The following is a 13,476-nucleotide window of genomic DNA, read 5'->3' as shown; positions in this document are numbered from 1 at the left end:
AGGGGGAAAGGGTAAAGAAACTCAAAATCCTTTCCCTTTAACCTTTACCCTTTTCCCTAAGAGTGCAAAAACATATTTTTGCAAGAGGTCTATTGTTAAATGTTAGTAGAGATTGCTTGTACGGGACATGTGGGGATACACTGTTCGCAGACAATACAGCGCGATCGCGTGAATGTCAACTTGTACGTCTCTGGCTGGAGGGTGAGGGCTTCAGTAGGACAAACCCCAGTACACAAGCCACAGTGGACACACACATCCTCATCGATCGCAATTTCGCCTAATGTCGAAGAAACATTAACATTACGCGATCGCATCCACTCGATCGCCGCATCTAATTGATCGATGTCTCCCGATAATTCCACTACCAGTTTGCCAATTTGATTTGGGGCAACTTGGGCGCGGATAATATTGGCGGCGACGTTGAACTCTTTGGCCAATACGTAAGTGACTGGCATTTGCACGGCGCGTTTCGGGAAGGTGAGTGTTACTCGTTTTTTCACAGATTTAGCAGAGGGTTTTTTCTGTTGTAGCGTATTGAGAGTTTTATCATTCTTTTTTACGGTAAGTTGCACGAACGACCAAGGCAAGAGAAAGTCTATTATGTGGATATAGGCACTGGATAATCGGAGCATCCCGTTTTGGCAGATCGCCCGTTATGTGAAGAGAAGTGAAGTCTGGGGCTATACAAACTTTCGTCCGCCTGCGCGGACTCTATTAAACCCGCCTGCGCGGGTTTAGTCTGTATAGCCGCGATTTTCAATCGCCCAGTGTTTCTCCCAAAAGTGGATGCTCCCCTGCATAATAACTGCATTACAGGAAATACTGATGGAACGTTCAAAATTAATTGCTATTCTTACAGGTGCGATTTCGGTGATTTTAGCGATCGCCTATCTCATCGTAGTCCAACTCCTAGACTACCGGGATATGAAACCCGCCCCCATTAGTCAATTTGACTCACCACCCGCGATTACTATCTCTCACTGGCAGGTTGACAAAATCACCCAAATATAAATTACGTTTAGTTGATTTGTAGAGACGCAATCAATCGCGTCTCTTGTCATTTATATGAATTGATAAAACTAATGATAACTATTGATTCATCCCTCACTCAATGTATAGATAAGAATAAATACCTATTCTTCGTTACTTGAATAGTTCCTTATATAAGAAATAATTAGAGTTATTATCTCAAATTTATTTAATAAAGTAATTCCTTTTTGCTTGATATAAAGGTAAGCTGTTTTTAACAAAATTAAGCAAAGATAAATTTCCCTTATCTGCGAGCGCTGGGTTAACTGGGATCAACGCCAGTTGATTCCAAAGCCAAATTTTTTGATACAAATTTAGAGGTGAGTTGATGGCTCAGTTTCTACTAGAGACTGTTTGGCTAGTTCCGTGCTATGCCTTAATAGGTGGCTTGTTAGCCGTGCCTTGGTCGCCAGGGATCATTCGGAAAACGGGGCCAAGACCGGCGGGTTATGTAAACTTGGTGATGACATTTTTGGCGTTTGTACATAGTGCGATCGCCTTACAAGCAACTTGGAATTATCCAGCCCAAGAAGTATTTATTCCGTGGTTATCTACGGCTGGTTTAGACTTAACCATTGCTTTGGATATATCCTCAGTCAGTGTCAGCGCTTTGGTTGTGATTACTGGCTTGAACTTGCTGGCGCAGATTTATGCGATCGGCTACATGGAAATGGATTGGGGTTGGGGACGCTTTTATTCTTTATTAGGATTATTTGAAGCGGGATTATGTGCCCTTGCTTTGTGTAATAACTTGTTCTTCAGCTATGTAATTCTGGAAGTCCTGACGCTGGGAACCTATCTACTAGTCGGCTTATGGTTTAGCCAACCGTTGGTAGTTTCAGGTGCAAGAGATGCGTTTTTAACTAAACGGGTGGGAGACTTATTCTTGCTGATGGGCGTGTTAGCATTATGGCCTTTAGCTGGAACTTGGAATTATACAGAATTAGCTGAATGGGCGGCTACTGCTAACGTCAACCCGACAACTATGGCGCTGGTAAGTTTAGCTTTAATTGCTGGGCCGATGGGTAAATGTGCCCAATTTCCCCTGCATTTATGGCTAGATGAAGCGATGGAAGGCCCTGTTCCCAGTACGATTTTGCGGAACTCGGTAGTAGTAGCTAGTGGTGCATGGGTGCTGATTAAATTGCAACCTGTGTTAACCATCTCGCCTATCGCTTCCTCGGCGATGGTTGCGATTGGTGCGGTGACAGCCGTGGGTGCTTCGTTAATTGCGATCGCTCAAATCGATATGAAACGCTGTCAATCCTATTCTGTCAGCGCATACATGGGTTTAATATTCATCGCCGTGGGAGTGCGACAAGATGAAGCAGCACTATTGTTAGTCCTCACCCACGCCATATCCGCAGCACTATTGGTGATGAGTACGGGCGGAATTATCTGGAATAGCATCACCCAAGACGTAACCCAAATGGGTGGACTGTGGAAGCGTCGCCCGATTTCTGCGATCGCCTTTATTGTCGGCAGTTTGGGGTTAATTGGTTTTCCACCACTGGGTAGCTTTTGGGCGCTGATGGAATTAGCAGATGGGTTGTGGGAAACTCAACCTTGGTTAGTGGGAGTAATAGTCGCGGTGAATGCTTTGACAGCCGTGAGTTTAACCAGAGAATTCGTTTTAGTTTTTGGCGGTAAAGCTACACAAATGACAGAGCGATCGCCTGAAGCTCACTGGCCGATGATTCTGCCGATGATGATTCTACTTGGCTTTAGTCTCAATCTGCCTTTCATATTGCAAAACTTATCACTTTTACCAGATTGGGCCAGCCTAAATAAAGATGTCGCCCTACTTTTAAATTGGTCGAGTATTTTTGGTTGCGGTATCACTGGTGCGATCTATTTCAGCAATAATATTCCCAAACCGATTCGCCTGCCTTGGAAAGGGTTACAAGACTTAATCGCATACGACTTTTACACCCCCAAACTCTATAAAATGACCATAATTTTTGGAGTTGCCAAAATCTCCCAGCTTGCCGATATGATTGACCGATTTGTAGTCGATGGCATCGTTAATTTCGTTGGTTTATTTTCGCTATTAGGTGGTGAAGGTCTCAAATACAGCAACTCTGGGCAAACCCAGTTTTATGCACTCACTGTTCTTTTAGGAGTGAGTCTTTTAGGAATGTGGGTAACTTGGCCATTTTGGGGAATGCAATTTTTAAATATGGTTTTTCAAATCTCGACAATTGGATAGCAGTAACTATCCTAGTAAAAGCTAACAGTTTAATATTGTGAGGAGAATTTCATGAGCAGACAACATCCCCAAATCAATCTTTCCAGAAGAGGTTTATTGAAGTTTGGTGCAGGTGCGATCGGTACAGGTGTATTGACAGCCGGACTTGGTTCAAACTTACTTGCAGCCGAAATAAAATCAGTACCAGATGATATTACCCCCGACAAGGCATTGCAAGAATTATTAGATGGGAATGAAAGATTTGTCAAAACAAAACGTCGCAATCCCAACCAAACTCATTCACGTTTAGTCGAAGTTGCCAAAGGTCAAAAGCCCTTTGCTTCTATTCTAGGTTGTGCAGATTCACGGGTTCCTTCAGAGATTGTTTTTGACCAAGGACTTGGAGATTTATTTGTCTGCCGGATAGCTGGTAATATTGCCACAACACAGCAAATTGGTAGCTTAGAATTTGGTAGCTTAGTATTAGGTACCAAAGTGATCATGGTAATGGGTCATGAAAGATGTGGTGCGGTAGAGGCCGCAATTAAAGGTGCTGAAGTGCCAGGGCGAATTGGAAGTTTACTTGAAGCAATTAAACCAAGTGTAGAAAGCTCAAAAGATAAAGAGGGAGATAAGTTAGAAAACGCTTGTAAAGCAAATATTTTAGCGCAAGTTGAAAAGTTGAAATCATCGACAGTTTTATCTGAGTTAATCAAGGCAGAAAAACTGAAAATAGTCGGTGGTTATTACGATTTAGATACTGGAAAAATCAGTATAGTAAGTTAGCTTTTTTGTCCTTTGTGATTAGTCACTTGTACTGGGTTTCGACTGCGCGGTAATCGAGCGAAGTCGAGATTCAACTACCGCGCAGTCGTTGGCGCAGCCTCTCAAGGAGTTGTATTGGTCATTGGCTAAGAATAAGTCATCAAGAACGAAAGACAAAAGACAAAGGACAAATAACAAAGAACAAAGGACAAAAGTACTATGTTAAGTGTCTTGATTTGGCTCCCGATTTTCGCTGCTCTTCTCGTAGCAATATTACCTGTAAGCATACCTAAGAATCGCATTCGTTTAATAGCATTAATCTTTTCAGGAATAGTTCTCTTCTGGAACCTGTTTATCCTGCTAAAATTTGATATCAGCAATCCAGGAATGCAATTTAAAGAGTATTTACCTTGGAATGAAACCCTTGGTTTGAGCTATCAAATAGGTGTTGATGGGCTTTCTATCTTGATGTTGGTGTTAAATAGCCTGCTCACCTGGATTGCTATTTACAGCAGTAGTAAAGAAACTGAACGTCCCCGGCTATTCTACTCCATGATTTTATTAGTTAGTGGAGGAGTTGCAGGTGCTTTTTTAGCAGAGAATTTGCTGCTATTCTTCCTATTTTACGAACTAGAATTAATCCCCTTCTATTTGCTAATTTCCATTTGGGGAGGGGCAAAACGGGGTTATGCTGGGATGAAATTCCTGATTTATACTGCCGTTTCGGGAGCCTTAATTCTGGCGACATTCTTGGGTATGGTATGGCTTAGTGGTTCTACCAATTTTGCTTTTGATGCAGTCTCTACTGAAAATCTGTCAACAGCAAAGCAAATCCTTTTACTAGCAGGAATAGTATTAGGTTTTGGCATTAAAATTCCCTTAATTCCCTTCCATACTTGGCTACCCGATGCTTATGTTGAGGCTTCAGCACCAATCGCCATTCTTCTCGGTGGCGTGTTGGCAAAGCTGGGAACTTATGGACTGCTGCGATTTGGGTTAGGTATGTTTCCTCACGCTTGGAGCATTATTGCACCGACTTTAGCAATTTGGGGAGCAATCAGCGCCATTTATGGGGCAGTAATTGCGATCGCTCAAAAAGATATCAAGCGCATGGTAGCATACAGTTCCGTTGGTCACATGGGCTATATCTTGCTAGCTGGTGCTGCTAGTACTCCCTTAGCACTTGTGGGTGCAGTCGCCCAAATGTTTAGCCACGGTATCATTTTGGCCATTCTCTTCCACTTGGTGGGAGTTGTAGAAGCCAAAGTCGGTACACGCGAGTTAGATAAACTCAATGGTTTAATGAGTCCTATACGCGGTATACCCTTAATTAGCGCTTTATTAGTTTTAAGTGGAATGGCTAGCGCAGGTATTCCTGGTTTAACAGGATTTATTGCCGAATTTCTCGTCTTTCAAGGTAGTTTCTCTGCCTTTCCCATCCCGACTATTTTGTGTATAGTAGCTAGTGGATTAACCGCAGTTTATTTTGTCATCCTCCTCAACCGCACCTGTTTTGGCAGACTCGATAACTTCGCCTACTATCCCAAAGTTCTTTGGTCTGAGAAAATACCAGCTTTAATTTTGGCAGCTTTCATCATCTTTTTAGGAGTACAACCAACTTGGTTAGTGCGTTGGAGTGAATCCACAACTACAACAATGGTGGCTGCAATTACCCCCTTAGAAAAAACCGTAATCTCTGAAGTCGCGCTGAAATAAAAAATCCATCAAAATACTTGTAGAGACGGTGATTGATCGCGTCTCAAAATCTATCCCACCAAACGCGATAAATTGCGTTTCAAAACCTATCCCCCAGATGCGATAAATCGCGTTTCTACCAATTTACGATTACCATGACAGCAATTAAAACAGCAATTAAATTACCTCCTTCCACACACGAATTTGCCGAAGTAATTCACCGCTTAGAAGCAGGCGGTGCAATGTTACCCGATACTCCAGAAAATTTGATGCAAATCATCGGTTTATACAAAGCTTATGCTGTACCGATGGATTTCTACTGGCGCGACCTACTTTATATTGCCGAACGCGAATTTTTAAACCCGCTTCCCTTCTTTAAATACTTCTTACCCAAAGAGTATTTAGAACTGCATAATCATTACGCTGGTGATGATGCAGATTTACGAATTTGGCGCGGCGAAGCTACTGCACATCCAGAACTTTTGGCATTTATCGAGAAAGGTGAAACTTTCAAAATGCCGAAGTTATTCCATCACTTGTTCCACGATCGCATTAACATGGAATTTGCCGAAGCTTGTATGCGGGCGATGTTGTGGCACAGAGGGATGGGTGGACAATTTGACCCTTACCTAGATTCTGAAGAATACAAAGCCAACGCCGACCGAGCAATTAAAGCTTATTTCCAAGGGAACCCCGTAATGCTGGGACTTTACGCCCTGTTCCCCGATATGTTTTTGGAACAGTGTCGCCAGATGTCATACTACGCTAACCTGGGCTTATTCTGGGAAGTCATGGCCCCGGTATTCTTTGAAATGTCCGATCGCTATGACGAAGGTACCATTAGCAGCGTCCCAGAGGCAATGAGTTTCTTAGTTAATGGTATATTTGCGATCGCAGGTCGTCCCATTTACCATCACGTTTATATTCGTGGGGAATGCTACGAAATTATCCCCAAATCCAAGGGTTTCATGTGGCTATACGAAGCTGCATTACCTTATGTAGAAGCAGTTTTCTACCGCACTGCACCCTTCCGAGGCACAAAATCTTATAATGCTCAAGCGCGTCAAGTACCAGAAGACCAGAAAGACTTTCACTTTGGAATTCTTTACGCTGATGTATTTCCAGTGGGTACTGCTGGCATTCCCCCCACATTATTAATGCAAGATATGTTGCATTTTTTGCCACCATATCTTGTTGATTACTACAGCAAACATTGCCGGGGTGAAGAAGATATGTTGATTCAGTTGGGAGTTAGTTTTCAACGCTCAATGTATTGTGTTACTTCTGCGGTAATTCAAGCTTTGCGAACTGCACTTTTATATCCTTTAGATGACCAAAATCCCAAGCATTTACAAGCTAATCGAGACTTTTTTGAAATGCAGCTAAATCGCTTTACTCGTGCTGACTACAATATTCGTGATGCTGCTCGTTTAGGAAGCATTCAAAGTCAAGATTATCGATAAAATATCTCCATCTAAAACCTTTGTAGAGACGTATCACTGCTACGTCTCTACATTCTTTTATACCAGATTGTAAATGACTTGGAAATGCGATCGCTAATAAAGAGATGCCAACACTTTATCAGCTGCTGCCCGGAATGCAGTTGCAGCACCAGCGCTCATATCCCGTGGCGCACAGATGCGATTTCTCACATAGGCGAGTGTGATGGCACCAACCGCAGCCGCAGTGGGATCGGCATTGTCTTTACCACCCACGCGTCCCCACGGTAATGCTGCACCGTTGCCATTGATGAGATAGTCAGCCAGCAATCTGAGGTGAAAATCAACTGCTTCTTTAACGGCTGTGGTGTCGCCATTCACCGCCAATGCTTGCACCCCGGAGTTTTTCAGAATATCTCCTAAAGCAACTTCTCGGTTATCAGTCAACCTTTCAGCCGCTTCTGCCCGAAATTGGATTTCTTGGCTAATAGCTGGGTCAAGAGGTAAGGGATTGCCGATTGGAGTCACGCCCCATCGACGACGCAACAGTAAATTGTTGGTGATATCGTCCGATTTGACGCGGTGATAAGCAGGACGCTGTTTGAGCGCTTCAAACCAAGCGTTGATCCGAGGATAGCGGGGATTTCCCTTGAGTTGATATCCGCGATAAACGGGTAAGTTAGCCGCCAATCTATCTAAATGGGGACTATAGGTAATATCTACCACACTAAATGTTGACAAAAAGTAGGGGCCGGGATACTTTCCGAGAAGTTGCTCTAGTTCGTCTAACTTCGCTTCAAAAGCTGCCTGTAAGCTTGCTAATTCATGCGGATCTTCCGGGGCTTGTCTGAGAAATTTGTAGGCGATATCTCTCACACCATTGGTTTCAGCATCCTCAAGCCACTGTCTTGCAACAGCATTTTCCTCTGGGTCTTCAGGTAGTAAGGTTGGCCCAAATCGTTCTTCTAAAGCTAACAGAATATCTTTGGATTCATAAACTAACTTGTCCTCAATTTTGGCCGCCGGGACAAGGGTTGTGGGAACTAAATCGGTATACCATTTAGGCTTGTTAGTCAAGTCGATAAACTCTGTTGCAAAAGGAATTTCTTTTTCTTCGAGAGCAAACCAAACCCGTTCGCAAAATGGACACCAAGAGTTAGTATCGCGGTAGAGCAGTACTGGCGGTTCTGTATCTGGTGCCAGTTTATGAAGACTGCTAGGAATGGGAGCAGTAGAAGGAGATTGCCCTGGTCTACGCACGCGTCGAGCAGGGGTATTTTTTTGGGCAATTTCTAACAGTTGTTCCCAATTAGATACTGTGTCTTGAATTGACATATTCCACCTTAGCTTAGGTTAACTTGATTTCCACAAATGAGTCAGAGTTGATTTATAAAGTAAATATAAGTAGTGGCGTAGCAAGGCTAAATTATTCCAAAAAAATTGTAGGTTGGGTTAAGAAACGAAACCCAACACTCAGATCAATGTTGGGTTGAGTAAAGCGAAACTCAACCTACATCTATTTTTAAATAGATAAAAAGCTAAATTTTTGAATTCCGATTGTAAACTACTGTAAATAAGTGTATTTACCGGAGTTAATAGTGATTATCACATGAAAATAGTTTGAAAGCAATATCTAATCTATCTATTTCTTGACTTATTTAAGCCGTCCAAATCAGAAAAATCTCTATCAATTCGAGTCATAGACAGGATAGAAAGCTTAAATCAAAAAATACACCTAAACGAATAAGTGTATAAAGTCAAGCTAATATCTGCTAGTAATCTAAAATACTTGCAATTTCATCGAGTGTAGCCCAAAAGTGAAGCACCCCATCCAATGAAGGCGCTACCAAAAACTAGCCATGCAGCATTAATGCGAAAGCGAATAGCTAAAATGGCTGAGACGATCGCGATCGCCAAACCGAGAAAATCTACAAATGGGGCTTGTGGTAATGTTAAAGTTGCTGTCCCCAGTTGCAGAGTAGTCACAACCATTAGCGCTACAGCACTAACATTCACAGCATCCAAAAATGCTCTAGTCCAAGAAGAGGCTCGTAAGCGTGGGATTAGAGGATTCAGGGCAGCAACGAAAACAAAAGAAGGTAGAAAAATTCCGATTGTGGCAACAATTGCGCCAGGTATGCCAGCAATCACATAACCGATAAACGTAGCAGTGGAAAGTACTGGTCCTGGGGTAAATTGACCAATTGCGATCGCATCTAATAACTGCTGTTGTGTCAGCCAGCCGTATTCTTGAACTAATCCCCCTTGGAGAAAAGCCACCAAAAGGTAGCCACCACCAAACAAGACACTACCGACTTTCAGAAAAAACCAACCCAACTGCCATAAAGAAACATTGGCTACAGTAGATGCAGTAGCTACCGATGTAGCAAGTACAGCTGATGCTTTCAAAGTCGCACCTGTACTGAGACTAGCAATCAGAAAGTTGGCTTTATCTCCTGGTTTATCGTTTTTCTCGCCAGAATGTAACCAAACCATCCCCAGCAATCCCCCAATTAATAGGGCAATTACTTCATTTAATTTGAATAACAATGTCAGCAATGCCACAGCAAAAGCGATCGCTAGCAATTGGCGAGTTTTCACAGCCTTTTTTGCCAAGCCCCACAGGGCATTGATGATGATTGCTAAAACAGCCGGTTTAATGCCATAAAGTAAAGGAGCAATTTGGGGTAGAGTACCGTAGGCAACATAAACCCAAGCAAACCCACCAGTAATTAGAACCGCAGGTAAGACAAAACAGACGCCTGACACAATCAGCCCCAGCCATCCTGCATAGATGTACCCTATATGGATAGCCATTTCTGTGGAATTTGGCCCAGGAATTAGATTAGTTGCGCCCAGCAAATCTAGAAAATGCTCCCTTGTCAACCATTGACGACGTTTAACCACTTCATCTTCAATCATGGCAATATGGGCAACCGGGCCCCCAAAGCCGATAACACCCAGTTTAAAAAACAGGTTGGCGAGTTCACCCAAACGACTTGGTGCTGAGTTAGTCATTTTTGCTTGGCAATATACTTTTCAAGTAGGAATTGCTTGAGGTGGGGTTGTTCTAAATTTAAACCAAGCTCTTGAGCTTTCTGACTAATTTCCTCATAAGTCAGACCTTCACTAATAGCATTGGCAATCAAGGCGATACCCCCAGCCCTTGCTCCAGCAGCACAGTGAATTAAAATTGGTTTGGGTAAGTTCTCAATCTGCTGAATTGCTAACTCTGTTTGCTCTTGATTTGGTTCTGAAGGCTTTAATGGGATATTGGCATATTGCAGTCCAGCCGCTTGAGCTTGCTGCTGTTCGTCACTGAGAAAACCTGCTTCATCGGGAGAACGCAGATTCAGCACTGATTTAAATCCCTCTTGGGCTGCCTGTTTTAACTCTTCAGAAGTTAGTTGTCCAGCAGCGCTCAAGTCGTCACTAACTTTTTTAGTGTTGCTCATAATCTTTAAAGACACTATTCCGATAGCTTTATCGTAGTTTATTCTGTAGACTATTTATAGAGCAATTTTTGTAGGGTGCTTTCGCCTAAAATGCAAATGCTTTGACCGAGGAAAGAATGCTGACTAAAAGCAGCTTCTATTTTTTGAATAACATGAAAGTCATGGTTTTACCGCAGCATAAATTTTCCCAGTCTTGCCATCAGTCTTTCAGCACTAGCATTACTGTATAAATAATTGATCGCTTCAATGAAATAATTAGACTTAAAAGGCTGCGATTGCTCGGCTTAAATTTAAAAAGCCCTGATAAAAGTTCAGGGCTTTGATTTATATACGGTTTATTAAATGCCAGCCTAAAATTTGTGCTAGCGCTTTTCTATAGAATTAATCATCCCTGAATCGCTTGCTGAAAGATAGCGGAGAACTACCCGTTTTTTACCTGGGTAGCTATTTAATAAAGTCTTTAGATTTGTATATATCTTCACTCTGCGATGGCGTACCCGCCCGCCGTAGGCGATCGCTTCTTGGTAAAATTCCCCTGTACTTTGGTATTTTGTTACACCACGGTAAATATGAGTAGGTAAGTGCTAACTAACCTGAGTAAAGCCATGAACTATAACGTACCACCTCCGATGAGGATAAATCTCCGCGCTGCTACCTTGGCTGATTTGGATCTGCTGCGACATTGGGATGATCAACCTCATGTGGTAGAATCCGATCCTAACGATGACTGGGGCTGGGAGACAGAACTTGACCGCACTCCTGAATGGAGAGAGCAATTGATTGCTGAAATTAATGCTCGCCCCATCGGATTTATTCAGATCATCGATCCGGCACGTGAGGATAGTCACTACTGGGGTGATGTTCCGGCGAATCTTCGCGCTATTGATATCTGGATTGGGGAAGAGAGTGATTTGGGCAAAGGCTATGGAACCCAAATGATGCAGCTTGCACTTGCTCGATGTTTTGCTGACCCGCAAGTGATAGCTGTACTCGTCGATCCACTTGCTGGCAATACCCGCGTCCACCGCTTTTATGAACGTTTTGGTTTCAAATTTGTCGAGTCTCGACGATTTGGTGACGATGACTGCTTCGTTTATCGTATGAACCGAGTAGATTGGCATCATGAAGGTGTCACGGCAGTACATTAGACTTCTTGCATAAGTCGGGTAAAGGGTAAGGGTTAAAGGGAAAAGGGATAGAATTAACATTCCCCTTTAACCTTTCCCCCTTTCCCGACCTCTTGCAAAAGTGCCTTTTGCAAGAGGTCTATTGATACGGTTTCAATACTGTTCGGTTAAGCATTTTTAACTTGGAATTGGGCTTTGGGTTAAAGGTTTTTCCCTTTTACCCTTCCCCTTTCCCCTTTAACCGAAGTTTAATCAGTAACTAAACACAATCCAATCTAGGTAATCAATAATTCTTCTCGTGTCCGGTGATGCTGGACGTTAAGGCTGAACTTCGCGCAGCCGACGCTCCAGAAAGCGACGTTCGCTGTCATTAGTAACCAGCATGAGCGCGATCGCGTAGCTCTCTGCGGCTGATGCTGAGGCTCCGATGCGGCGCAGCATCTCGGCACGGGTGGCGTGAAATAGATGATAGTCATTAAGTTGGGGGGCAAGCCCATCAATCAGTCCGAGGGTCGTCTGAGGACTTTCTATCATTGAGATCGCCACCGCCCGATTCAGCGAAACAATCGGCGAGGGCTGCAAACTCTCGAGTAAATCGTAGAGGCGGACAATTTGTAACCAGTCCGTTTCTTCTGCTTGTGCTGCCTGACAATGTAGTGCCGCGATCGCTGCTTGCACTGCAAACGAACCAATTTCGCCTCGCAATGCCTCTTCAACGAGCGGTAGCGCCTCAGCAATCTGCTGTTGATTCCAGCTACTACGATCTTGATCTTCGAGCAACACCAGATCGCCTGCCTCATCCAAACGGGCATCGCGCCGGGAGTCGTGCAGCAACATCAACGCCAGCAGTGCAGTCACTTCTGAGGGCGGTTGCGGTGTCATCAACGTCCTCACGAGACGACCCAGCCGAATCGCTTCTGTGCAGAGGTCAGCCCTCACCATTGTCTCGCCCCTAGTCGTCGCGTAGCCCTCATTGAAAATCAGATAGATTGCCGTCAGCACTGCGTCCACCCGCACAGACAGATCGGTTGTGTCCGGCACTTTATAGGGAATACCTGCATCCCGAATCTTGCGTTTGGCGCGCACCAGTCGTTGCGCCATCGTTGCCGTGGGCACGAGAAACGCCCGCGCAATTTCATCTGTTTCAAGTCCGCCCAGCAGCCGCAGCGTCAAAGCAACTTGCGCCTCGATCGCCAGTGCTGGGTGGCAGCAAGTAAAGATCAGCCGCAGCCGATCGTCTGGAATTTCGTCTGTATCGTAAGTTGGCTCCTCGCGGGTTGGGATTAACCCGGAGGCAGCGTACCATTCCAATTTTTCCGTCAGCCGTGTCCGCCGTCGGAGGCGATCGATGGCTTTGTATCGGGCTGTTTTGACAATCCACGCACGGGGAAGATCGGGCACGCCGCTCGATTGCCATTGATTCACGGCGGCGATAAAAGCTTCCTGTGCTGCTTCTTCAGCCACATCGAAATCCCCCACCAACCGGATGAGGATGGCGACGATTCGCCCCCATTCAGCCCGATAAAGGGAGGCGATCGCTTGGTTTACGTCTGTTTTTGCGTTTGGGATCATACCTGAATTGAAGGAGGCAGGGGGCAGGTGGTCACTGAGCGTAGTCGTTCGCGCAGCGTCTCCGACAGGAGAAGTGAGGCAGGGGACAGGAGGCGGTTTTTCTCTTTTCTTCGATAAAAATTTTTGGCGAGGTGTCGATTTGAGGCAGCACCGTTCGACTTACTAACAAAGGGAAACAAGGGAGGTATACCCAGATCGTACTAAAC

The 13,476-nt window shown here is 44.2% G+C and carries 12 protein-coding genes; 7 read left to right on the top strand and 5 right to left on the bottom strand.

Features of this window, described 5'->3' with window-relative positions:
• Window positions 1-95: 95 nt before the first annotated feature.
• Window positions 96-500, bottom strand: coding sequence for an NIL domain-containing protein (locus V7K53_RS03160; protein ID WP_094347724.1), 405 nt, complete (start codon window positions 498-500; stop codon window positions 96-98).
• 325 nt (window positions 501-825) lie between these two features.
• Between V7K53_RS03160 and V7K53_RS03155 the strand changes: the two genes are divergently transcribed.
• The 5 genes from V7K53_RS03155 (at window position 826) to V7K53_RS03135 (ending at window position 7,140) form a co-directional block, all read left to right on the top strand.
• Window positions 826-1,011: a hypothetical protein gene (locus tag V7K53_RS03155; protein ID WP_335196199.1), complete on the top strand. Its 186-nt coding sequence runs from the start codon at window positions 826-828 to the stop codon at window positions 1,009-1,011.
• A 346-nt stretch (window positions 1,012-1,357) separates the two neighbouring features.
• Window positions 1,358-3,238, top strand: coding sequence for an NAD(P)H-quinone oxidoreductase subunit F (locus V7K53_RS03150; RefSeq protein WP_335196198.1), 1,881 nt, complete (start codon window positions 1,358-1,360; stop codon window positions 3,236-3,238).
• Between the two features lie 51 nt (window positions 3,239-3,289).
• A complete protein-coding gene (locus tag V7K53_RS03145; RefSeq protein ID WP_335196197.1) occupies window positions 3,290-4,003 on the top strand; it encodes a carbonic anhydrase in 714 nt (237 codons plus the stop codon).
• A 198-nt stretch (window positions 4,004-4,201) separates the two neighbouring features.
• Complete coding sequence (locus tag V7K53_RS03140) at window positions 4,202-5,698, top strand: NADH-quinone oxidoreductase subunit M (RefSeq protein ID WP_335196196.1); 1,497 nt, start codon at window positions 4,202-4,204, stop codon at window positions 5,696-5,698.
• Between the two features lie 134 nt (window positions 5,699-5,832).
• A complete protein-coding gene (locus tag V7K53_RS03135) occupies window positions 5,833-7,140 on the top strand; it encodes a CO2 hydration protein (protein ID WP_335196195.1) in 1,308 nt (435 codons plus the stop codon).
• A 93-nt stretch (window positions 7,141-7,233) separates the two neighbouring features.
• Here the strand turns inward: V7K53_RS03135 and V7K53_RS03130 are convergent, their stop codons facing one another.
• From V7K53_RS03130 to V7K53_RS03120, 3 genes are all read right to left on the bottom strand, one after another.
• Complete coding sequence (locus V7K53_RS03130; protein WP_335196194.1) at window positions 7,234-8,451, bottom strand: glutathione S-transferase family protein; 1,218 nt, start codon at window positions 8,449-8,451, stop codon at window positions 7,234-7,236.
• Between the two features lie 462 nt (window positions 8,452-8,913).
• Window positions 8,914-10,134, bottom strand: coding sequence for a chromate efflux transporter (gene chrA / locus V7K53_RS03125; RefSeq protein ID WP_335196193.1), 1,221 nt, complete (start codon window positions 10,132-10,134; stop codon window positions 8,914-8,916).
• Window positions 10,131-10,571: a beta-lactamase hydrolase domain-containing protein gene (locus V7K53_RS03120; protein WP_335196192.1), complete on the bottom strand. Its 441-nt coding sequence runs from the start codon at window positions 10,569-10,571 to the stop codon at window positions 10,131-10,133. Before V7K53_RS03120 ends, chrA begins: the two co-directional genes overlap by 4 nt.
• A 400-nt stretch (window positions 10,572-10,971) precedes the next feature.
• Between V7K53_RS03120 and V7K53_RS03115 the strand changes: the two genes are divergently transcribed.
• The gene (locus tag V7K53_RS03115; RefSeq protein ID WP_335196191.1) at window positions 10,972-11,148 is read left to right on the top strand and encodes a hypothetical protein; all 177 of its coding nucleotides are present in this window, start codon (window positions 10,972-10,974) and stop codon (window positions 11,146-11,148) included.
• A gap of 28 nt (window positions 11,149-11,176) precedes the next feature.
• Window positions 11,177-11,719, top strand: a complete 543-nt coding sequence (locus V7K53_RS03110) for a GNAT family N-acetyltransferase (RefSeq protein WP_335196190.1) — start codon at window positions 11,177-11,179, stop codon at window positions 11,717-11,719.
• Window positions 11,720-12,016: 297 nt separating this feature from the next.
• Here V7K53_RS03110 and V7K53_RS03105 read toward each other — a convergent pair whose 3' ends face one another.
• Entirely contained in the window at window positions 12,017-13,270 is a 1,254-nt protein-coding gene (locus V7K53_RS03105) for an RNA polymerase sigma factor (protein WP_335196189.1), read from the bottom strand.
• Between the last annotated feature and the right edge of the window lie 206 nt (window positions 13,271-13,476).

The sequence above is a fragment of the Nostoc sp. genome, from assembly GCF_036917355.1.
Classification (GTDB): domain Bacteria; phylum Cyanobacteriota; class Cyanobacteriia; order Cyanobacteriales; family Nostocaceae; genus Nostoc.
Note: the sequence above shows the minus strand (reverse complement) of the source record. Positions and strands in the feature narration are given on the sequence as shown.

Bases quoted from the DNA above. Each gene is read 5' to 3' on its own strand.
- V7K53_RS03155 (WP_335196199.1), top strand. From the start codon at position 826: ATGGAACGTTCAAAATTAATTGCTATTCTTACAGGTGCGATTTCGGTG.
- V7K53_RS03150 (WP_335196198.1), top strand. From the start codon at position 1,358: ATGGCTCAGTTTCTACTAGAGACTGTTTGGCTAGTTCCGTGCTATGCC.
- V7K53_RS03145 (WP_335196197.1), top strand. From the start codon at position 3,290: ATGAGCAGACAACATCCCCAAATCAATCTTTCCAGAAGAGGTTTATTG.
- V7K53_RS03140 (WP_335196196.1), top strand. From the start codon at position 4,202: ATGTTAAGTGTCTTGATTTGGCTCCCGATTTTCGCTGCTCTTCTCGTA.
- V7K53_RS03135 (WP_335196195.1), top strand. From the start codon at position 5,833: ATGACAGCAATTAAAACAGCAATTAAATTACCTCCTTCCACACACGAA.
- V7K53_RS03130 (WP_335196194.1), bottom strand. From the start codon at position 8,451: ATGTCAATTCAAGACACAGTATCTAATTGGGAACAACTGTTAGAAATT.
- chrA (WP_335196193.1), bottom strand. From the start codon at position 10,134: ATGACTAACTCAGCACCAAGTCGTTTGGGTGAACTCGCCAACCTGTTT.
- V7K53_RS03120 (WP_335196192.1), bottom strand. From the start codon at position 10,571: ATGAGCAACACTAAAAAAGTTAGTGACGACTTGAGCGCTGCTGGACAA.
- V7K53_RS03110 (WP_335196190.1), top strand. From the start codon at position 11,177: ATGAACTATAACGTACCACCTCCGATGAGGATAAATCTCCGCGCTGCT.
- V7K53_RS03105 (WP_335196189.1), bottom strand. From the start codon at position 13,270: ATGATCCCAAACGCAAAAACAGACGTAAACCAAGCGATCGCCTCCCTT.